This is a genomic window from Paraburkholderia madseniana (genome assembly GCF_009690905.1).
Taxonomy (GTDB): domain Bacteria; phylum Pseudomonadota; class Gammaproteobacteria; order Burkholderiales; family Burkholderiaceae; genus Paraburkholderia; species Paraburkholderia madseniana.
Genome location: NZ_VOSW01000083.1, coordinates 21,929 through 41,640 on the forward strand (window position 1 = coordinate 21,929; position 19,712 = coordinate 41,640).

The following is a 19,712-nucleotide window of genomic DNA, read 5'->3' on the forward strand; positions in this document are numbered from 1 at the left end:
CCAGCCAATGACGAATGCCGAATTTTTTCGGCGTCGTTCCGGTCCCGATTTCCGTGGCGGGGCGACTGTAGTGCAGTCACGCCACGCGTCCGATGCGAATGATAAACATTGAAGTGAAACGGATAAGATAGAGATGAGCGATAGAAGTGCTGTCGATACGATCAGGGGGTATTTTTATCAATTTGATCTTTCCATATTAAGCTTGCTGCGGCTAGCCGATGGTAACGATTCCATTGAAGTCGAATGCATTGAGGATATCGACATACGAACTGCATCCGCTATGTCAGCTGTCCAGTGCAAGTATTATGCGAAAACAGAATACAACCATTCGGTTATCAAGGAGGCAGTGATGTACATGCTGTCTCATTTCAAAGAGGTTAAGTTAGGGAATAAGCCTAAGATCAAATACATTCTGAATGGACACTACGCGTCCGGGCAGGATAAGTTGAGCAAGGGCATCGATGTTGAGTTTCTAAAAAGGCACTTTCTCACCTACACAACTAATAAGGTGGAGCACTACCATCACACAGAGCTGGGTTTAGATGACAATGACCTTGCTAACTTTCTGTCGGTGCTGACAGTGGATATTCATGCCCCAGAATTGGAGAAGCAGTTTCAGGACGTGATTGACCATCTGGAGGTGGAGTTTAACTGTAAGCCATTCTCGGCAGAGTTCTTCTATTACAACAATGCACTTCGTGTTATCCGGGAACTCTCGATTCAGTCAGATCCGGTCAAGAGGACGATTACGAAGAAGCAGTTTTTGGAGCGAGTAGACACGGCCAGTATCCTCTTCAATGAATGGTTCGTGGAGAGAAAGGGAAAGAAACATCACCTGGCTGCGTTACGTGCCGAATATTTCACTACACTCAACATATCGCCATTTGAGCGATTTTTTTTGATCGAAGTCGACACCGCATCGTATGTTCGCGATGAGCTGAAAGATCTACTCTTTGCTCTTTCCAAGAAATGGGCGAAACTCTCCCGGCTAGAACCCTCTCCATTCTGTCCGTACGTTTTTATTCAGGGGATTGCTGAAGATGAACTGGTCTCTTTAAAGAGAGACCTGCATATGGAGGGGTTCAAGTTTGTTGACGGATATGATTACAAAGGTGCGGTCTTCGACCCGAACTCGATAGCGCAGAAGGCAAGTTACAGCAATGGGATCAAGATAAAAATATTGAATACTCTGAATGATCTGAAGGCAACCTTGGTAGTGGTCACGAAAACCCGGAAAGTGTTCCAGTTTCATTTTGGGAAAAGCTATTTTGAATACAATAATCCTTCGGTAGGTCACGTAAGGATTCAAATCGAACAACTGTCCGACATCAAGGCAGTTATCTAATTCATTCATGCTGGCATGGTAGGCGAGATAAAAATGGACGATATCAACGCACAGGTAATAGCTGTTTTTCCGGATAAGGTTCGGATCGTAGTCGACGATCTTGAAAATTTCAAGATAGCAGAGGAATCGCTGAAGGTTGGTTCATACCTTAAAATCGCCGATAATGAGAACGCAGTTTTGATCGCAATCATTGAGAATTTTCAGATTGCAGTTGGAGAAGGCGGGAAGCGAGACTATATTATTGAGGCATTCCCGCTGGGTATACTTCGAAATGGTAAATTTGAACGCGGAGGAGATTCGCTCGCCATTCCACCGAAGGAGGTTAGGCCGGCGAACATCGATGATATAAAGAAGATCTATGTCGATTCAGTAAAAGACGCTGAGAGTTTCTGTTTTTCGACGCTCGCTTCGAACAAGGATGTACAGGTCCCGATCAACGGCAATAAATTTTTCAACAAACACATCGCCATCGTCGGGTCCACCGGATCAGGAAAATCGCATACACTTGCGACAATCATCCAGCGTGCAGTAGCGGGAAAGAAGGGCGACTTCGCACTTAATAACTCTCACGTGATTGTCTTCGACATTCATTCGGAATACAGATCTGCTTTCCCCGCGGCTAACTTCATAGATGTTTCCAATCTGACGCTACCCTATTGGATGCTGAACAGTGAAGAGTTGGAGGAGTTCTTTCTCGATACGGAAGCTAACGACCATAACCAGAGAAACATCTTCAAAGAGGCAATCATCTGGGACCGGCGTCAAAAGTTTCAGGGATCAGATGCCGATAAGCAAAAAATTCACCTGGACTCCCCCCTTCTGTTCGACATCAGGAAGGTTCTCGAGTATGCGATTGCCAAGAACACGGAGCTCATCGATTCGGGCGAGGTGTACGCGGCCAGCAACAAGGAAAAGGCAGGCCAACCTAAGTTGACGCAAGGAAGTCTCTACGGGAAGCTCACAAATTTCGTCAACCGCCTGGAAAACAAGGTCAATGATAGTCGGCTTGATTTCTTCTTGGGGGAGAAGTCAAAAAGCATTACTTTTGAGGATACGCTCCAGGTTCTGCTTGGCTACTCGTCGAATAAATCCAACGTCACAGTCATCGATCTGAGTGGTGTTCCATTCGAAGTCCTAAGTATTACCGTATCGCTCATCTCTCGTCTGATCTTCGAGTACGGATATATATATAAACGCCTACGTTGTGCAAAAGATCCAAATGAAAAGATCAACAACGACGTGCCGATCCTGCTGGTTTATGAGGAGGCGCACAAGTATGTCCCGAACAGCGAGTTGTCAAAATACCGATCATCGAAAATATCGATTGAACGTATCGCGAAGGAGGGGCGGAAATACGGAGTCACTTTGCTTTTAGCCAGTCAGAGGCCGTCCGAAATTTCGGAGACGATTTTCTCGCAATGTAACAATTTTATTGCGATGCGACTGACAAATCCTGTGGATCAAGGATACGTCAAGAAACTGCTGCCAGACTCCTTGGGATCGCTGATCGACAAGATGACATCGTTTCGACAGGGAGAAGCGTTGCTAGTTGGAGAGTCGATCATCCTCCCGTCCATCGTCCAGATTGATCCGTGCACGAATGCTCCTTCTTCGAACGACATTCCGTACTGGGAGCTGTGGAGGGAGCAGTGGAAGGACATGGATATGGCCGCGATTAAGGCGGAATGGTACAAGTAGCCTAGGGTAAAGCCTCCCGGCTCTGCCGGGGGCGCCGGGCGATGGTGGTCCGCGATCACCCTAAAGCGCTTATCGAATTTGCCCCACTTAACCCTTCCGCTGTGCGCAATTCGAGACGTTGGACTACTTGGATGGCAACAGCAAGGCGAACGCTAACCCGGTCGCGATTCCACCCGACGCCTTGCGGACGTTGCTGAGCCATTTGTGGATTCCATGTGCGAACGAGCATGCGCTTCAACCCCGACACCGCCTTAATTGCTGTATCTTTCATGAGCGACGACGCTCGTCGGCAATCGGTGGTATTCCGCTATACATAACAAAACAAGCCGCATGTGGGGAGTAAAATGCCTGCGCGAACAAATGATTTTCAGAAGCTCGTAAAAATTATTAATCGCCACCTGGCGCCAGCAGGCGCAAAAGTGAGTGAATCTGCCATGCTTTATGATCAAGAGGCAGGCATCGATAGGGAAATTGATATACTCGTTGAGAGTAAATTATTGAATTGCGACATTAAGATCGGGATTGAGTGCACGGCCATTTCGAGACCTGTCGATGTGCGGATTATTGAAGCATTTCGAGAGAAGCACCGAAAGGTGGGAATCAATCAAACCATTGTTGTTTCAAAAAACGGATTTGCTGATCCTGCTAAAAACTATGCCAAAAAGAACGGGATAAGGCTTCTGAAATTTAATGCTGCGAAAAGCGAAAATTGGAAAAAGAATTTCGAGAAATTGAGGGATTTATCAGCTTACGGGCGTCGTTATTTTTTGCGATCTGTAAATGTTTCATTTTCCGAGGATAAAATAAATCGAGAATTTGTTTTCGACAACGATGTCCAGGTTGCGCAAGGTGATTCGTGGATTCCAATTAATCAGTATGCCGTCAATCTGTTTTTGTCATCCGAGATTAGCAAGCACAAGGCTCGTGAGTTGAGGGAGAATGAGGTCAGCGGTCCTGATCCATGGTTGAAGATTGGATTCAATCTCGGTTCAAGTGTTGATTTTAGGGATAAAGCGGGAAAATTGTCGAGGCCAGAGGAAATCTTGATCGTGTTTGGCTATACCTCGAATTATAGATCACTAAATTCCGAGCAAGTTTCTTACGATGGAGAGCCTTTGGTTGTTGGTGGCTTTTTTGATGGAAAAGATGGCGGTTTTGCCCAGGTTGCGTTTAACGAGGTTGACGGCAAGGTGGTCGGGACATTCGAATTTGACGACAAATTTTTGCCGGATGTATCGAAGTTGACCGCCAAACTCGGAGGAGAAGCCAAACCGGTTAAGTAAAGCTGGCCTGGGTGCGGTTTGCGGTTGCTTCTCAATGGCCTTCTATTGCATCCAGTGGGAGGCGCGGTCATCCGCGCCTCCTGCTTGTGGGCGATCAATGCTGTGACTCACCGGTTCGGCCCATCAAGTTCACGAGGCGGACGAGGTTCGGACGTCGGAAAGTCGGTCGGCGCGCCGCGATGGAATTTGCGGCGACACTTGTCCAGGAGACGCCGAACGCCGGCCGCGATCGCCCCCTCAGGTGTGGTGCAAGGGCATTGTCGGGGAGCGATGCGCTGGGCCGTGCTCGGTGGCAACCACGCCGTGAGCGCTCACAAGGTCCCGGGCGGCACTTGGCCGGGGGCGCTAAGCCAGCGGCGCGTTGCGACTATCGCCATGGGCGACGGGTCGGCGAAGCTATGGAACACCTTGCATCGCAGTTTGTGGACGCCAACCGCTGGGAGGTGCTTTTCGTTGAAGTCGCGGCTGATGTATTTTTCGCGTTTGCCCAGGGCGTCCATCGGCAGATACGGAAAGAGCCTCGTCTGCATCTATTGCTCGCGCTCGTTGACACGTATCCGCCTGACGGCGCAAGCCCGAAGCGATAGTTCTGGCGCCGAAAACTGCGGATAGGCGCTGCAAATCCGCGGTTCCTCTGACCCGTCAAACATGCCAGCCCGAGCCTCCGAGGCGTCGACCAGACGAAGAGTGTTGTCGTAGTAGGCCGTTACGGACGGAAGCGTGTTTAGCGCACGAACAACTTCGCGAACATCGGTCTTTCGCGTTGCCCGCCAGTGCCTGGGCCAATCCAGAACGTTTCCTTGGAACAGGTCGGTGTGAGCGTCTTTGAGGTGCGCGTCGAGCGGAACAAGATACCTCTCCGGAACGATCTGATTCATAAATGAGCGCGTGAATGACGCTCCGATGATTCGTTGCGAGTGTTCCTTGCGAGTGGCACTTCAATCGCTTTTCGTTGTGCTTCTTTGACGTGTTGGGTAGACATGAGGCGAGTTCTATCGAGAGGGCGGAGCCGTGCGATTTGCGTTTGCCCTTCGGGTGGCCAGCTTGCTCGGCAGAACGTAGAGGTGGTTTAAAAGCTCGGCGATGAAGTCCCTGAGCTGTTCCGCATCCCTCGCGGAGACATCCTCCTCCAAGTCGAAGTGTGCGCCGATATTTCCGACAAGCCGCACCTCCTTCGCCCAATCGGAAAAAGTCGAAGGGAGCAGCCCGCGGCTCGCCAACGCCGCAAGCCTTTTGACGAGCGGGCCGTCAGTCTCGCCACGATCGGCGGCGACCGCTTCCAACGTGCGCCTTGCCATCACCGCGCCGGCGCGCGGGCAGTTGGCGGCAATGGCCCGGCATGCCTCGTCGAACGTGCTTTGGATTCCAGCCGGTATCGCTGGATCGCTCACGCCGCCATGGAACGGCCACCAATGGACGCCGCGCCACCAGATTTGGCCGCCTCCTCTGGCGCTCGCTGATGGATGCTCGCCCGTCATTTGCTCCTCTACCACGGCGATGCCTTGATGGCAGTGGTGGCAAACGAGCACGGCCACCCGGTCATAGGGAACGCGGGTCATCGATCCATCGCGGCCGACGGCGGTCATGTCGCTGAATGTTACCGGGATCGCTCCGGTCGACTCGAAACTTGATTGGGTTTTGCAGCGAGGGCAGGAGCCGGACAACGTGCCAGTGTCCGGGAATCCATCATTGCGCGCGGGAATGGTTTCCCCTCGCGCGCCTGTTTCCTTGTTCCGAAAAAACCTGCCGAACATGCGGCCCCCTCAACGATGATTGTGTTTGCGCGACCGCCGCCGAACATGGCGGCTGGTTGGCATGATTTTGCCACTGGCGGCCTGCTGGGGTGCCAATACGGTCCATTATGGGAAATGCGCCTCCGGCAATGCGCTATTCTTCTGAGTGGCGTAGCGCACAGGGGCGGGGACGCTCGATCAATTTCAGTCGAACGTATCAGTTATGACACGGAGATGCGAGGATGACCGTAATTCGGTTTAACTATAATCTCAAAAGTAAATTCTTTGACGCCGAAAAACTGTGGCAGCGATCGTTGCCAAAGGTGCCAGGGCAAATCGGCGAAACAATTGTGTCGACGGTTGAGCATCCTGCCACCGGCGGCATGCTGATTTTCGGCATCGATCCGCGCCTTGTGGATTTCTTGGCGGCCGATGGATTTCCGTTCGAGGTCGACTAAGAAAGCTCGGAGCTATGCCAAATAAATCACACCGACTATTTCTTCTAAGGTCTCTTATGGTTTATTCTCGGTTCAAGACCCGACACAAGAAATTCAATCGTCAGCCTATCTTGGGGCAAGTTGCCACAAGCAAGCCACGCGTGCGTGTGTCGTGTCGTGTCGTGTCGTGTCGGGGACAAGTCTTGACTCGCGGTTCTTATAGACGTTCTTTTTTGATATAACACCTTGGGTGTTGCCCTGGCGCAGCCGTCGCCGACGGCCGAAGCTATAACAGGGCTGCATTCCAAGGCTGGGACGTCGGAGCGCCATCGCCAAGCACCTAAACGAACGCTACAAGAAACAAACCGTTGGCGCGACCGTGAAGCTGTGGCCTAATTTGGGAAAGTCCCATCCAAAGGGACCAGCCTAGCGTTTGCAAAACGTTCGAGGGGGAATCGTGGCCATTCCAAACACGGTCTATCACTATTGCGGGGTCGAGGCGTTTTTGTCGATTTTGAAGGGGGGGGCGTTTGTGGGTGTCCGACGCGAAAAAGACAAACGACCGGCAAGAATTAGAGTGGTTCAAGAATCTGGCTTTTCGACATCTCGAAGCGCAGTCAAAAAACGACGCGGATCTCAAAGATGTTTTCGATAAACTCGATTTTCATTTCGAGGCCATTCAAGGTATCAGTGACTATTTCATCTGTTGCTTTTCGGAAGACAGGGATTCGGTTCCGCAATGGGCCGCTTATGCGGAAAAAGGAGCAGGATTTGCAATTGGGTTTGATGTCAATGCGCTTCGGATGGCGGTCGGAGCGCCCTTGTTTGATTCTACATATTCCGTCTCGCTTGGCGAGCAAGGTTCGGGAGAATGGAGTTTTGCGTCGGTTTTCTATGGGGATCCGAACACCGAGGACGATAAGATCAAACATTTAAGAATGTTGATCGACATCGAACCGTTGTTTACCGACAAAGACGCTTCCACGGTGGCTTGGGAATACATCGACCGCGTCTGCGCGTTTTGCAAGCACCCCGACTTTTGGACCGAGCGGGAGTGGCGCATTGTCCACAACGCCACCCTTGCGCGACAAAACGGTCGCATGAACGAGAACGCCCCCGAAAAACGTTGGCGACGCGGCGCCTATGGACTTACACCATATTGCGAAACACTTGACATTCGGCATTGCATCCGGGAAGTCGTGATCGGGCCAGCGAACGTGGACCGCGAGGCCCGCGAATATGTGAGCCAGTTCTTGGAGTCGGTTGGGGTCAACGCCGAAGTCGACATTTCGAAATCGCCCTATCGTTGAGCTGCGCCCGCCAGAGCGAGGATGGTTCGCGAACTGCCCGATCCCGTCTCAGCCTATTGCTTGTGCGCAACGAAGAACTGAATTTGCTCAATCTTGCTTTTGTCGAGCTTTCGCCAATCGACCGTGAACTCGCGCTCCCGCAGCCAATTTGCGCTGTGTTCGGATGGTCCCGCGATGATTGCGTCGCTGGAGGCGACGACGTTGAGAATTACGCCACCTTCGCCGATGTTGTTCAGCCCGCTCGCGAACATGTGGGCAGTCTCTCTTTGATCGCTCCATGCAGTCCCGATTTTTCCGCCCCGAAAGCGGTCTCTATTCTCGCCTCGATAGAGAACAAGATGCGGTCCTTCATACCGAGGCAACCAGACCCAAAGCATGTTCATCAGCAGCTCGTCGTCGGCAACGAGTTCTCGTATGCGGTGGCCGGAGACATGCCATTGTGTGTGGAAACTGTCGGCGATCTGCGGCTCCTTGGGCGGGCAGGAGCAAAGGTCGCGAATCAGCGCGCGCCACTGAGCCCGATGCTTCTCGACATCGCGACTTCGAATGATTGGCATGTATTCCTTGCCTTCCAGAATATGCCTCAAAAGAGGCGGGTAGCCTCCCTGGGTCATCGGGCGTCGACAGGTGCCGTCCAACCGGACATTTCCTCCGTCAAAACAAAGCGTAGGTCGGCCGCGGACATCGCCCGGACTTGGGCTGGAGGCCATTTGAACTTGTGCACGACATAAAAATGTATGGCGTCCATGCCTTCAAGGTCTTTGTATCCTTCGCGTTCGGCGAGCGTGTCGCCGAAAACAGCCAACATGTAAGCCAGATTGCCTTCTGCCTCGTTCAGGCGCTTCAAGATTTCGTATCGCTCTTTGCTCATTTGACTCCTCTTTGTTGTCATGTGGGAGCGGTTATTCAAAACATAGTGGCCGCTCCCCGTCGAATCGGTCAAGCGTGGCTTTCAGTTCGGCAAACGGCTTTGCGTGCTGGTAGTTCGCGAAGTGCGGCGAGCTGAAATCGACCTTCCCCTAGTCGTAGTGTCCCACGAGCGCCATCAACATGGCCGGATGAATGTGCAGCTCCGCCATTCCTTTGTTGAAGTTTGAAGCTTGCGGCATCCACTGCGGCAGGAGAAAAGGCCAGGGTCTCGAAGCACGACTGCTTCGAACGTCTTGTCGAACAGACCAGCATTTTGCATTCGCTGAAAGCCTTCTGTAGCGGCCGGCCGTTTGACAATCGCCTTGATGGCCTCTATCTCGCCGCGACGGGAAATCGACCTGCGCGTGTGTCCGGAGCCAAGTTCGATGTATAGGACCTCTTCATACGCGAAAACAGTGCCCCAGATGTCGCGCAGCATGAGGACGAGGCGCCCAGTTCGTCAACCTGCGATTCGACTGCTTGCCGGCGTGCTGCTCGAGAAAGCCACCCACGCTATCGCTCGCCGGTCTGACGCAACGAACCTACATTGCAGGTGACGCTTACAAGGAAGGGTCCTTGTGGGTTTCGATATACAGCCTTGCGGGCGCGGGAATCCGTGAAGCAAGAAAAAAGTTGCGCAGACGGGAAACGGCTGCGTATAATTGCGTTCTTCGCTGCTGCTGACTGACAAGCGGCTTCTACCGGGTCTGTTATGAGGTAGATGTTGTTGAAAAGCATCAGATCGTGGATGATGTACCCCAAGTCGTACCCGATGGGGTTTGTGATTCACGAGAGCCTTTGGTGGCAAAGGTCTGCAGGGAGTTTTTCGATCCCGCTTACCTCCACCATCAGAGCAGAGTGAAGTCGTTCCGAAGTCTGGAGCTTGTAGCAAAAAAGACTTCACAAACCGCTGTAACGTAGTTAGAATATCGGTCTTTGCTGCTGACGAAACGAAATTAACGTCAATTAGCAGCAAGATAAAGACAGATCTGAAAAGATTATGTCCCCTTCGTCTAGAGGCCTAGGACATCACCCTTTCACGGTGAGTACAGGGGTTCGAATCCCCTAGGGGACGCCAAACATCAGCGTCGCTTGGTAGTAGTAAAGCAGCGCAGCTTGCAGAGAAAAAACCAACGCTCGCAAGTCATGATAGGCAAACTGGAGTGGTAGTTCAGTTGGTTAGAATACCGGCCTGTCACGCCGGGGGTCGCGGGTTCGAGTCCCGTCCACTCCGCCAGACAAAGCCCGTTCATACAAACCTGAACGGGCTTTTTCATTAAAGGTGTAAGCAGTACGTTGTCCCCTTCGTCTAGAGGCCTAGGACATCACCCTTTCACGGTGAGTACAGGGGTTCGAATCCCCTAGGGGACGCCAGGACATCGGCGTCGCTCGGTCAGTAGTATGAGCGGTGCAGGTGGTGAATGAGCCAAGCTCATAAGCCACGGTGCAAAAATCTGGAGCGGTAGTTCAGTTGGTTAGAATACCGGCCTGTCACGCCGGGGGTCGCGGGTTCGAGTCCCGTCCGCTCCGCCAGATTTTAAGAAGCCCACTTCGAAAGAAGTGGGCTTTTTTTATTTCCGCAGCCGGTCCGCCTGGGTATCGTCCGGGTATGCTCGGGACAAACAGCCATTGCCAGCGCGCGCGGCCTGTTTTACCGTTGACCCGACTCATCTTCGTCGTTCCACCATGTTCGATCCAACCGAAGCTCCGTCACCGTTTCATCTGCGCCCGGCCAGCATGGACGATTTCGAGTTCGCCGAGGCGCTGACTCGCAATAACATGGGTGGCTACTATCGCCGGCACCATCTGGTCTGGCGTGGCGATCTGTTTCTCGGCAGTTGGCGCGAGTCGGAGAATTTCATTCTCGAAGTGGACGGCACGCCGATCGGTGTGCTGCGCATCACCCAGGAAGGCGATTCGCTGCATATCCGCGACGTGCAGATTGCCGAAGGGCATCGGCGTCTCGGCGCCGGCACGTATCTGCTCGATATGTCGCATCAATGGGCGCGCGAGCGCGGGCTGCGCGAGTTGCAGTTGCGCGTGTTTGTCGACAATCCTGCCGCGCGGCTGTACCAACGCAAGGGGTACAAGCTGGCCGGGCCGCGTCTGGCGCAACTCGGGGCGATCCGTCATCTGGCGCGGCGCGTTTGACGCACTGCGGCGAGTGGCTGCCGGTTACGCTTTACGCCGTCACTTTTGCGCGGTCTCTTCGTCCGCCTCATTGCCGCCCCGATCCCCGCTCTCTACACGATGTTCAGCGCCACGCTCGATGAACGCCCGCGGACTTTCGCCGAAGGCTCGCCGGAACATCGCCGAGAACGCACTCTGACTCTGATAGCCCAGCTCTTGCGCCACATGTGAAAGCGGCCGTCCCTGGCTTAACAGCGGAATCGCGCGCGCGAGAATGGCCTGCTGACGCCATTGCGAAAAGCTCACGCCCAACTCCTGACGAAACAGCCGCGCAATCGTGCGCGTACTCGCCCCCGCGCTTAACGCCCATTGTTCGAGCGACTCGCCGTGCGTCGGGTCCGCGATCACAGCCTCGCACAACGCGCGCAAACGCTTCTCGTTGGGCATCGGCACGGACAGCGGCAGTGGCTCCGAACGCGTCAGTTCGTCTAACGCGAGCGCGCCTAGCAACTGTTCGCGCGTCGCCGAAATGCCTGGCGTATCGAGCGCTGCGATGACTTCGCGCAGCAGATCCGATACTTCGACCACGCGCGGCGTATCCAGTCCGGCCGGGACGGTGCTTTCGGTGATGTAGAGCGTGCGCAGAAAGGCTTCTTCGACTGCGACCACTTCGTGCGTCACGTGCGGCGGCACCCAGATCGCCCGGGATGGCGGCACCATCCACGTCGTGCCGGTCGTCGCGACCCGCAGCACGCCGCGTGATGCGTAGGCCACCTGCGCCCATGCATGCGTGTGTCGCGCGATGCGCCAGCCCGACGGCATCAGCCGCGAGCGCACGCGGATCGGGTGCGTTTGCGTGGGCTGGAATTCGGGTGGGATGTCGGCGAAGTGGACCTGGCTCGACAGGGCTGAGTCAGTGGACGAATTCATCTTGAAGATCGATCCAATGGATGGAACGCAAAAACTGCAGTGGGTGTAAACGCACAACGCGCAAGCAGGCAGCGCTCACGCACAGAGCCATCAAGCGCGGACCCCGAGAGCACAGACCCGAAGGCACAGACCCAAAACCACCGCGAGCCTCTCATTGTAGGTGTTACGTCGGAGTCAACGTTGCATAATGTCCCGAGTACACGGATCCCGAGGAGAAGGTCATGAGTTTTGCAACCGCCGACTTGTGCGACGCACACGAGGACCAACTGGCCTTGGGCACACTGCGTGTGCTCGAACCGGTCTTTCATCTCTTCAGCCGTGCCGAGTGTTTCAGCGGCGAGGCGGTAACGCTAAAGGTGTTCGAAGACAACGCGCTCGTACGCGCCACGCTCGAGGAGAAGGGCGCCGGCCGGGTGCTGGTCGTCGACGGCGGTGGCAGTCTTCGTTGCGCACTGGTGGGCGGCAACCTCGCGCAAATCGCCGAGCAGAATGGCTGGGCGGGCATCGTGTTGAACGGCTGCGTGCGCGACGCGCTGGAGCTCAATGAAGTCAATGTCGGCGTGGCGGCGCTGACGACCTGCCCAAGGCGCGGCAAGAAGCTCGGCACCGGCGAGCGCGACGTGCCGGTGCAATTGCCGGGCGCACTGGTACGTCCTGGCGAGTGGATCTATGCGGATATCGACGGCGTGCTGGTGGCGAGCACGTCGTTGAACTGAACCCCGGCAACAGCCGAGGCAAGCCGAACCCATCATCAAGGAGAGCAAACGACGATGCAGACCGTTTTTGTATACGGCACATTGCGTGCCGGTGAAGTGAACGACCTCAGAGATGCTGCGGCGCGCAACGAAATCGCCGCGCCGAATTTTCTCGGCACGGCCACGGTGCGCGGCCATCTATTCGACTTCGGCTTGTATCCGGGCCTGGTGGTCGACGAAGCGGGCGTGGACGTCACGGGCGACGTCTACGAAATCGACGATGAACTGGTGGCGGTGCTCGACGAGATCGAAGCGGTGTATCCCGGCGTCGAAGATCGCTTCCTCGCGCGAGAAGTGATAGTGAAAGTAGACGGTAACGTCGTGAACTGCCGCTTCTATCCGGTCGCGCCCAATGTGGTGAAGGGTCACCCGGAAATCAGGTCAGGCGATTGGGTCGAGTATCGCAGCACGCGCTGAGGCGCGGCATAGCTAGCCCACGGCGAGCGCACCACGAGTACACGGCGCAAGCATAACGACCGCATAACGAGCACCTCGCGAGCACATAAAAAAACGGCCCGGCAGGCATACGCCTGTCGGGCCGCGCGGTCGGTCAGCCTTGCGACCCAGGCCGCTCTTTCATCTTGCGTGGCTGGTGAAAGCGGGCCTGGTACGACGTCGTTATTGCTCGTAAATGAGGCTCGTGCCTGAGGCCGTTCAGATAACTCAGATTTCCTCGTACAGCGGCAGCGTCAGGAAGTCGGTGAACTTCTCCGACGTCGACATCTCTTCGAAGATTTGTGCAGCGCGATCGTACGGCTTTGTATCCCCGCCGACTGCCTGCTTCACCTTGTGGAGTTCTTCTGCCGACAACTCGCGCACCAACTCGGCCGTGACCTTGCTGCCATCTTCGAGCTTGCCCTTCGGCGAGCGAATCCATTGCCACACTTGCGAGCGCGAGATCTCCGCGGTGGCGGCGTCTTCCATCAGATTGTGAATCGGCACGCAGCCATTGCCCGCGAGCCACGAACCCAGGTAGTGAATGCCGACGTTGATGTTGTTGCGCAAACCGCCCTCGGTAATCGGCGCTTCCGGGCGGAAGTCCGTCAGGTCGGCCGCCGTGACGAGCACGTCGTCGCGTTGCTTGCCGATCTGATTCGGCTTGTCGCCGAGCACCTTGACGAATTCTTCCATCGCGATCGGCACGAGACCCGGATGCGCGACCCAGCCGCCGTCGTAACCGTCGCCGGCATCGCGTGCCTTGTCCGAGCGCACACCGCCCATTGCCTTGTCGTTCGCGGCCGGATCGTTCTTGATCGGGATCAGCGCGCTCATGCCGCCGATTGCCGGCGCGTTGCGGCGATGGCAGGTCTTCAGCAACAGCAGCGCGTAGGCACGCATGAACGGCGAGGTCATCGTGATCTGCGAGCGGTCGGCGAGACAGAAATCGCGGTCGTTCTTGAACTTCTTGATCGCCGAGAAGATGTAGTCCCAACGGCCGGCGTTAAGACCCGAGCTGTGCTCGCGCAGCTCGTACAGGATCTCGTCCATTTCGAATGCAGCGACGATCGTCTCGATCAGCACGGTCGCGCGAATCGTGCCGCGCGGCACGCCGACGGCTTCCTGGGCGGCGAGGAAGATGTCGTTCCACAGGCGCGCTTCCAGATGGCTCTCCATCTTCGGCAGATAGAAGTAGGGCGCCGTTCCGCGTGCAACCTGGTCCTTCGCGTTGTGAACCATGAAGAGCGCGAAATCGAAAATGCCGCCCGAGACGCGCTTGCCGTCCACCGTCACGTGCTTTTCGTCCAGATGCCAGCCGCGCGGACGCACGATCAGCGTGGCGATCTTGTCGTTCAGCGTGTACGACTTGCCGTTCTGTTCGAGCGAAATCGTGCGGCGCACTGCGTCCTTCAGATTGATGTGGCCGGTAATCTGGTTATCCCAGCTCGGCGCATTCGAATCTTCGAAGTCGGTCATGTACGAATCCGCGCCCGAATTCAGCGCGTTGATGATCATCTTGCGCTCGACCGGTCCGGTGATTTCCACGCGGCGGCATTGCAGATCTTGCGGCAGCGGCGCGATCTTCCAGTCGCCTTCGCGCACGCTTTTCGTTTCGGCGAGGAAATCGGGGCGCTCGCCGGCATCGAGACGTTTGGTGCGTTCCACACGCGCTTGCAGCAATTGCTGGCGGCGCGGTTCAAACGTGCGATGCAGCGCGGCGACGAGTTCGAGCGCTTCGCGGGTGAGGATCGCTTCATAGCCCGGCTTGATCTCAGCCGTGATTTCCATGCCCTGCGGCAGCGGCAGCGACAGCGATGATTGCGATGACAGCGGATTCGCCATGGTTTCTCCTTGGTCGGTCAGATTGCAAAGGTGCAAATGTTGAGATGCGGTTGAATTGCGTCGCGCGATCCTGGTGGTAGCCGTCATGCGCCAGGGCTGTGGCGTGTGCGGCTGCCACCGGGATTGCCGGTGTTGCCCGTGCCGCTATTGCGGCCGGGCGACGCGAGGGACTTCAGAAACGCGAGCAGATCGTTCATGCCTCCGCCCACGCCATGCGGCATGACGCCCAGTTCTTCGGCTGGTGCGTTTTGCCGGTTAAGCCAGAAAGTTGTGAAGCCGAACCAGCCCGCGCCTGCCACGTCCCAGCCGTTCGACGACACGAAGACGATCTCGCGCGGCTCTGCGTTGAAGGCTTGTGTGCCGAGCGTGTAGGCTGCGGGCGAGGGTTTGTAGGCGCGTACTGTGTCGACGGACAGAACATGGTCGAACAGGCCCGTCATGCCGGCGCTCTTCACGGCGATGTCGAGCATTTGCGGATTGCCGTTCGAGAGGATCGCGAGACCGGGCCTTGTTGAACTTGCGCTTGCCCCGGCTTTGCCGCCCGCAGGCGCGGATGCGGACCCGGACGACGCCGAAGGCGCGTCGCGCAACTGGCGCAGCGCGGGCACGGCATCGGGAAAGGCGGACAGGCACGCATATTCGTCCATCAGACGCTTCTCTGCCGCGCGTCCCAGCGTCAGATGCAGTTTCTTGGCGGCGAAGCGCAAGGCGTCGAGCGTGATGTCCCAGAACGGCCGGTAATGTGCGCCGAGCGCACCCGCAGGATCGGCGAGCGTGCGCAACTGCGTATATTCGATCTGTTTCTGGCGCCACAACTGCGAGAGCGCGTCGCCGTGGCCCGGGAACATCTGCTCCGCGGCAGCGATCACCGAATGCACGTCGAAAAGCGTGCCGTACGCGTCGAAAATCACTGCTTTGGGGAAGGGTGTCGTTGTGGCCGACATTGCCGTGCACTCCTATCAGAGGTCAGGATGGATTGTATTAGTGATGCTCCACGCTAAAAAAGAGGCTAAACATCACTTGATCTTTTACTTTCATACACCTAATCTGACGCGCACCGACCACTTTCCTGCACAACGCCCCCAAGGGGACATCCTTCGAGGCGTCGCAGCTCCGCTCCCCATGGATCGTTTCAAGCAGATCGAGACTTTCGTTACCGTCGCAGCCAAGGGCAGCCTGTCCGCCGCGGCGCTCGCCGAGGGCGTCGCGCCCGCCATCATCGGCCGCCGCATCGATGCGCTCGAAGAGCGCCTTGGCGTCAAACTGCTGGTGCGCACGACGCGCAAGATCACGCTGACCTTCGAAGGCTCGGCGTTTCTCGAAGATTGCCAGCGCGTCATCCACGACATGCAGAACGCCGAGGCCAGTGTGTCGGCAGGCGGCGTGAAGGCGAGCGGCCATTTGCGGCTGTCGGCGCCGGCCGGGTTTGGCCGCCGGCATGTTGCGCCGTTGGTGCCGGCCTTCACCGTTGCGCATCCGGATGTATCCATTACGCTCGACCTGTCTGACCGGTTGGTCGATCTCGTCAACGAGGGCTTCGACTGCGCTGTGCGCCTCGGCGAATTGCCGGATTCGTCGCTGGTGTCGCTCAAGCTCGGTGAGAACCGGCGCGTGTGCGTGGCTTCGCCGTCGTATCTGAGCCGGCGCGGTTCGCCGCATACGCTGGCCGATCTCGCGCATCACAACTGCCTCGCGCTCGGCGCGAGCGCCAACCAGCAGCGCGGCTGGATGTTTCAGCAGGGCGACAAGGTCGTGTCGATCAAGGTGTCCGGCACGATGGAATGCTCGGACGGCGCCGTGCTGCACGAGTGGTGCCTCGAGGGTTACGGGCTCGCATGGCGTTCGTGGTGGGAGGTCGGCACGGACATCGCGGCCGGCCGGCTGGTGAGCGTGCTCGACGAGTTCGCCGCGCCGCCGATCGGCATCCATGCGGTTTTTCCGCAGCGCCGGCATTTGCCGCTGCGGGTCCGGCTGTTTCTGGACTTTCTCAAGCATACGTACGGCCATCCTGATTACTGGGGCGAGGGCGGCTGAGTTGCGGCTGCGGCCCGGTGACCGGCGACCGGCGCAACGATCCTTATGCCGTCCTGCACAACCGCCACACACGACTCCCACGCGGACCGGCGCAGCGGGTTTCCGATATGCGGACAGACCCGCACGACGGCCTTGACCGCGTTTCTGCGACCTACAATCGATTGAAGCGGCTTTCAAGCCGCGCCTCGTGGGACGCTGACGCCGCGCTGCACGCAGCCGGCGACGGAGGGCATCATGTTCAGGCACATCCTGGTTCCGACCGATGGTTCAGACCTGTCACGCAAAGCGATAGACGGCGCCATCGATCTCGCGCAGGCCGTCGGCGCTCGCGTTACCGCCTACGCGTGTCTGCCGCAATATCCGTACTCGCCGTTCTCCGACGTGGTGATCGAGCCGCCGGTCGAGTTTCTGCAGCGCAGCGAGCGTGAAGCGCAGGTGCACCTGAGAGAAGTGGAACTGGCCGCGCGCCGCGTCGGCGTCGCGTTCGACAGTCGTACCAGCGTGCATCCGGCGCCGTACCTCGGCATCATCGAAGCGGCCGAGCAGGGCGGCTGCGACGTGATTTTCATGGCATCGCATGGGCGACGCGGTCTCGGCAGTTTGCTGATCGGCAGCGAGACGCAGCGGGTCCTGACGCATACGAAGATCCCAGTCATCGTGTACCGCTGAGGTGCGCACTCGCGATTCCCGTCGCGGGAAAAAACGGCATAGCAAAAAAAACGCGCCGACGATGAGGCCGGCGCGTCCTATGCTCGCCGCACAATGCGTTGTGCTGGCTTTGTTTGCACTACCGCCATCTCTCCCAGATTCCAGCCATCAGGGCAGACCGGCGTGCTTCGGCCCTGATGGCTGCTCCTCCCTGACAGCGGCTCTCTAACGGAGCCGCTTTTTTTCTGCCTTGCCGTTCCCGCGATCAGACCACAGGGTACTTAAGCGACCTTCTTGTCGAAGAACTGTTCGTCTTCCGTCGAACCGTGCAGCGCGGTCGTCGATGCATCGCGCTCGACCGTTTGCGTCACGGCGTCGAAGTAGCCGGTGCCGACTTCGCGCTGGTGCTTGACCGCGGTGAAACCCTTTTCGGCCGCAGCGAATTCAGCCTGCTGCATTTCGACGAAGGCGGTCATCTGGTTGCGGGCATAGCCGTGCGCCAGGTTGAACATCGAGTAGTTCAGCGCGTGGAAGCCGGCCAGCGTGATGAACTGGAACTTGTAGCCCATTGCGCCGAGTTCGCGCTGGAACTTGGCGATGGTTGCGTCGTCCAGGTTCTTCTTCCAGTTGAACGACGGCGAGCAGTTGTACGACAGCAGTTGATCCGGGAATTCCTTGTGGATCGCGTCGGCGAATTTCTTCGCGAACTCGAGGTCCGGCTTGCCGGTTTCGCACCAGATCATGTCGGCGTACGGCGCGTAGGCGAGGCCACGCGAGATTGCCTGTTCCAGACCCGGCTTCGTGCGATAGAAACCTTCCACTGTGCGTTCGCCCGTCAGGAACGGCTTGTCGTTGTCATCCACGTCGGACGTGATCAGGTCGGCGGCTTCCGCGTCCGTGCGAGCCAGCAGCACGGTCGACGTGCCGGAGACGTCGGCGGCCAGACGTGCGGCGGTCAGCTTGGCGATGTTTTCGCGGGTCGGCACGAGCACCTTGCCGCCCATGTGGCCGCACTTCTTCACCGAAGCGAGTTGGTCTTCGAAGTGCACGCCTGCGGCGCCTGCTTCGATCATCGCCTTCATCAGTTCGAATGCGTTCAGCACGCCGCCGAAACCGGCTTCCGCGTCGGCCACGATCGGTGCGAAGTAGTCGATATAGCCTTCGTCGCCCGGATTCTTGCCTTCCGACCACTGGATCTGGTCAGCGCGCGTCAGCGTGTTGTTGATGCGCTTCACGACGAGCGGCACCGAGTTCGCCGGGTACAGCGACTGGTCCGGGTACATTTCACCGGCCACGTTCGCATCGCCCGCCACTTGCCAGCCCGACAGGTAGATCGCCTTCAGGCCGGCCTTGACCTGTTGCATCGCCTGGTTGCCGGTCAGCGCGCCGAGCGAGTTCACGAACGGCTCGTTGTTGACGCTTTCCCACAGTTTTTCCGCGCCGCGCTTGGCAAGCGTGTGCTCCACTTGCAGCGAGCCGCGCAGACGGATCACGTCTTCGGCCGTGTACGTACGCTTCACGCCTTTCCAGCGCGGATCGGTTTCCCATTGCTGTTGGAGTTGCTTGGCTTGTTGTTCGCGCGACATGGTGTGCTCCTTGGTTGCCTGTAATGGATAGGTGACTCTGTCGACCAGAGTTGGCGCTTTAGCGCTTACTCTGGTCCCATGCAAGAAACTTGCGGTCTTCGTCGAAGCGGCTGGCCGTTTGAGGCGTTTCGTTTCGTGAAGTCTTATATAAGAGTCTAGGCAAATCGATCGCCGCGCAATAGCCGCCAAGGAGCGTTTTTCGAATATTTATTTTTGTTAAAAATCAAATGCTTGCATCACGCGTTTCGCATTAAGAAACGTCTTTTTCCATCTTGCAATAGGCCCTGTTGTGCCTTGCAGCACGATTTTTTACGACGCAAAAAAATTTTCCACATCGTGAAATTTCGCCGGTGCCCAAAGTGTGGACGAAAAAAAACCGGTGCCTGAGCACCGGTTTCTTTCGACTGACGGATGGCGCGGGGCCGTCCGGGTCTTTTCAGGCTGCCTTACGCGCTAAACGAGCCACGTAAGTAGGCTTGCCTGATGACTGCCAAGCAGTCGCTGCTTAGCTGCCGCGACGCGCCGTACGCGGGCCGTCGCTGCGGCGTGCGCCGTAGCCACCGTCACGCGAACCGCCGCCGAAGCCGCCTTCACGCGAACCGCCGCCAGCCGACTTGCCAGCCCAGCCGCCGCC

Annotated in this window: 17 protein-coding genes and 4 tRNA genes; 14 read left to right on the top strand and 7 right to left on the bottom strand. The window is 57.0% G+C overall.

What is annotated here, in order from left to right; translation table 11 throughout:
* Positions 1–133 precede the first annotated feature (133 nt).
* The 3 genes from FSO04_RS33245 (at position 134) to FSO04_RS33255 (ending at position 4,326) form a co-directional block, all read left to right on the top strand.
* A complete protein-coding gene (locus tag FSO04_RS33245) occupies positions 134–1,345 on the top strand; it encodes a DUF4297 family anti-phage-associated protein (RefSeq protein WP_154565816.1) in 1,212 nt (403 codons plus the stop codon).
* A gap of 33 nt (positions 1,346–1,378) precedes the next feature.
* On the top strand, positions 1,379–3,043 hold the full coding sequence (locus FSO04_RS33250; RefSeq protein ID WP_233465059.1) for an ATP-binding protein: 1,665 nt from the start codon (positions 1,379–1,381) through the stop codon (positions 3,041–3,043).
* 344 nt (positions 3,044–3,387) lie between these two features.
* Positions 3,388–4,326 carry a restriction endonuclease gene (locus FSO04_RS33255; RefSeq protein WP_154565818.1) on the top strand — a complete coding sequence of 313 codons (939 nt, stop codon included), beginning with the start codon at positions 3,388–3,390 and terminating at the stop codon, positions 4,324–4,326.
* 992 nt (positions 4,327–5,318) lie between these two features.
* On the opposite strand, the gene FSO04_RS33260 is transcribed toward FSO04_RS33255, so the two are convergent.
* The gene (locus FSO04_RS33260) at positions 5,319–6,080 is read right to left on the bottom strand and encodes a DUF4145 domain-containing protein (RefSeq protein WP_154565819.1); all 762 of its coding nucleotides are present in this window, start codon (positions 6,078–6,080) and stop codon (positions 5,319–5,321) included.
* A gap of 221 nt (positions 6,081–6,301) precedes the next feature.
* Here FSO04_RS33260 and FSO04_RS33265 point away from each other — a divergent pair, with 221 nt between their 5' ends.
* Together FSO04_RS33265 and FSO04_RS33270 are read left to right on the top strand one after the other, a co-directional pair.
* Positions 6,302–6,517, top strand: a complete 216-nt coding sequence (locus FSO04_RS33265) for a hypothetical protein (protein WP_154565820.1) — start codon at positions 6,302–6,304, stop codon at positions 6,515–6,517.
* A 515-nt stretch (positions 6,518–7,032) separates the two neighbouring features.
* Entirely contained in the window at positions 7,033–7,806 is a 774-nt protein-coding gene (locus FSO04_RS33270) for a DUF2971 domain-containing protein (protein WP_233465060.1), read from the top strand.
* Positions 7,807–7,859: 53 nt separating this feature from the next.
* Here the strand turns inward: FSO04_RS33270 and FSO04_RS33275 are convergent, their stop codons facing one another.
* Together FSO04_RS33275 and FSO04_RS33280 are read right to left on the bottom strand one after the other, a co-directional pair.
* Positions 7,860–8,420 carry a hypothetical protein gene (locus FSO04_RS33275; RefSeq protein ID WP_154565822.1) on the bottom strand — a complete coding sequence of 187 codons (561 nt, stop codon included), beginning with the start codon at positions 8,418–8,420 and terminating at the stop codon, positions 7,860–7,862.
* The gene (locus FSO04_RS33280) at positions 8,417–8,677 is read right to left on the bottom strand and encodes a hypothetical protein (protein ID WP_199203076.1); all 261 of its coding nucleotides are present in this window, start codon (positions 8,675–8,677) and stop codon (positions 8,417–8,419) included. The genes FSO04_RS33275 and FSO04_RS33280 overlap by 4 nt, the downstream gene beginning before the upstream one ends.
* 1,040 nt (positions 8,678–9,717) lie before the next feature.
* On the opposite strand from FSO04_RS33280, the gene FSO04_RS33285 reads away from it, so the two are divergent.
* The 5 genes from FSO04_RS33285 to FSO04_RS33305 all read left to right on the top strand — a co-directional run bounded on the left by FSO04_RS33285 (position 9,718) and on the right by FSO04_RS33305 (position 10,866).
* Positions 9,718–9,793, top strand: a tRNA-Glu gene (locus FSO04_RS33285).
* 82 nt (positions 9,794–9,875) lie between these two features.
* Positions 9,876–9,952, top strand: a tRNA-Asp gene (locus tag FSO04_RS33290).
* A gap of 61 nt (positions 9,953–10,013) precedes the next feature.
* A tRNA-Glu gene (locus tag FSO04_RS33295) sits at positions 10,014–10,089 on the top strand.
* 82 nt (positions 10,090–10,171) lie between these two features.
* Positions 10,172–10,248 (top strand) — tRNA-Asp (locus FSO04_RS33300).
* A 153-nt stretch (positions 10,249–10,401) separates the two neighbouring features.
* A complete protein-coding gene (locus FSO04_RS33305) occupies positions 10,402–10,866 on the top strand; it encodes a GNAT family N-acetyltransferase (RefSeq protein WP_054041032.1) in 465 nt (154 codons plus the stop codon).
* 39 nt (positions 10,867–10,905) lie between these two features.
* Here FSO04_RS33305 and FSO04_RS33310 read toward each other — a convergent pair whose 3' ends face one another.
* Positions 10,906–11,775: an AraC family transcriptional regulator gene (locus FSO04_RS33310; RefSeq protein ID WP_154565823.1), complete on the bottom strand. Its 870-nt coding sequence runs from the start codon at positions 11,773–11,775 to the stop codon at positions 10,906–10,908.
* A 221-nt stretch (positions 11,776–11,996) separates the two neighbouring features.
* On the opposite strand from FSO04_RS33310, the gene rraA reads away from it, so the two are divergent.
* Positions 11,997–12,491: a ribonuclease E activity regulator RraA gene (gene rraA / locus FSO04_RS33315; protein ID WP_154565824.1), complete on the top strand. Its 495-nt coding sequence runs from the start codon at positions 11,997–11,999 to the stop codon at positions 12,489–12,491.
* A gap of 54 nt (positions 12,492–12,545) precedes the next feature.
* Entirely contained in the window at positions 12,546–12,947 is a 402-nt protein-coding gene (locus FSO04_RS33320) for a gamma-glutamylcyclotransferase family protein (RefSeq protein ID WP_154565825.1), read from the top strand.
* 246 nt (positions 12,948–13,193) lie between these two features.
* On the opposite strand, the gene aceB is transcribed toward FSO04_RS33320, so the two are convergent.
* Positions 13,194–14,810 carry a malate synthase A gene (aceB, locus tag FSO04_RS33325; RefSeq protein ID WP_154565826.1) on the bottom strand — a complete coding sequence of 539 codons (1,617 nt, stop codon included), beginning with the start codon at positions 14,808–14,810 and terminating at the stop codon, positions 13,194–13,196.
* An 83-nt stretch (positions 14,811–14,893) separates the two neighbouring features.
* Entirely contained in the window at positions 14,894–15,754 is an 861-nt protein-coding gene (locus FSO04_RS33330) for a (S)-2-haloacid dehalogenase (RefSeq protein WP_154565827.1), read from the bottom strand.
* 178 nt (positions 15,755–15,932) lie between these two features.
* Here FSO04_RS33330 and FSO04_RS33335 point away from each other — a divergent pair, with 178 nt between their 5' ends.
* Positions 15,933–16,844, top strand: a complete 912-nt coding sequence (locus tag FSO04_RS33335; RefSeq protein WP_093633358.1) for a LysR family transcriptional regulator — start codon at positions 15,933–15,935, stop codon at positions 16,842–16,844.
* Between the two features lie 234 nt (positions 16,845–17,078).
* Positions 17,079–17,513 carry a universal stress protein gene (locus FSO04_RS33340; RefSeq protein ID WP_097389632.1) on the top strand — a complete coding sequence of 145 codons (435 nt, stop codon included), beginning with the start codon at positions 17,079–17,081 and terminating at the stop codon, positions 17,511–17,513.
* 260 nt (positions 17,514–17,773) lie between these two features.
* Here the strand turns inward: FSO04_RS33340 and aceA are convergent, their stop codons facing one another.
* Positions 17,774–19,078 carry an isocitrate lyase gene (aceA, locus tag FSO04_RS33345; protein WP_054041024.1) on the bottom strand — a complete coding sequence of 435 codons (1,305 nt, stop codon included), beginning with the start codon at positions 19,076–19,078 and terminating at the stop codon, positions 17,774–17,776.
* Positions 19,079–19,712: the final 634 nt, after the last annotated feature.

Bases quoted from the DNA above. Each gene is read 5' to 3' on its own strand.
- FSO04_RS33245 (WP_154565816.1), top strand. From the start codon at position 134: ATGAGCGATAGAAGTGCTGTCGATACGATCAGGGGGTATTTTTATCAA.
- FSO04_RS33250 (WP_233465059.1), top strand. From the start codon at position 1,379: ATGGACGATATCAACGCACAGGTAATAGCTGTTTTTCCGGATAAGGTT.
- FSO04_RS33255 (WP_154565818.1), top strand. From the start codon at position 3,388: ATGCCTGCGCGAACAAATGATTTTCAGAAGCTCGTAAAAATTATTAAT.
- FSO04_RS33260 (WP_154565819.1), bottom strand. From the start codon at position 6,080: ATGTTCGGCAGGTTTTTTCGGAACAAGGAAACAGGCGCGCGAGGGGAA.
- FSO04_RS33265 (WP_154565820.1), top strand. From the start codon at position 6,302: ATGACCGTAATTCGGTTTAACTATAATCTCAAAAGTAAATTCTTTGAC.
- FSO04_RS33275 (WP_154565822.1), bottom strand. From the start codon at position 8,420: ATGACCCAGGGAGGCTACCCGCCTCTTTTGAGGCATATTCTGGAAGGC.
- FSO04_RS33280 (WP_199203076.1), bottom strand. From the start codon at position 8,677: ATGAGCAAAGAGCGATACGAAATCTTGAAGCGCCTGAACGAGGCAGAA.
- FSO04_RS33305 (WP_054041032.1), top strand. From the start codon at position 10,402: ATGTTCGATCCAACCGAAGCTCCGTCACCGTTTCATCTGCGCCCGGCC.
- FSO04_RS33310 (WP_154565823.1), bottom strand. From the start codon at position 11,775: ATGAATTCGTCCACTGACTCAGCCCTGTCGAGCCAGGTCCACTTCGCC.
- rraA (WP_154565824.1), top strand. From the start codon at position 11,997: ATGAGTTTTGCAACCGCCGACTTGTGCGACGCACACGAGGACCAACTG.
- FSO04_RS33320 (WP_154565825.1), top strand. From the start codon at position 12,546: ATGCAGACCGTTTTTGTATACGGCACATTGCGTGCCGGTGAAGTGAAC.
- aceB (WP_154565826.1), bottom strand. From the start codon at position 14,810: ATGGCGAATCCGCTGTCATCGCAATCATCGCTGTCGCTGCCGCTGCCG.
- FSO04_RS33330 (WP_154565827.1), bottom strand. From the start codon at position 15,754: ATGTCGGCCACAACGACACCCTTCCCCAAAGCAGTGATTTTCGACGCG.
- FSO04_RS33335 (WP_093633358.1), top strand. From the start codon at position 15,933: ATGGATCGTTTCAAGCAGATCGAGACTTTCGTTACCGTCGCAGCCAAG.
- FSO04_RS33340 (WP_097389632.1), top strand. From the start codon at position 17,079: ATGTTCAGGCACATCCTGGTTCCGACCGATGGTTCAGACCTGTCACGC.
- aceA (WP_054041024.1), bottom strand. From the start codon at position 19,078: ATGTCGCGCGAACAACAAGCCAAGCAACTCCAACAGCAATGGGAAACC.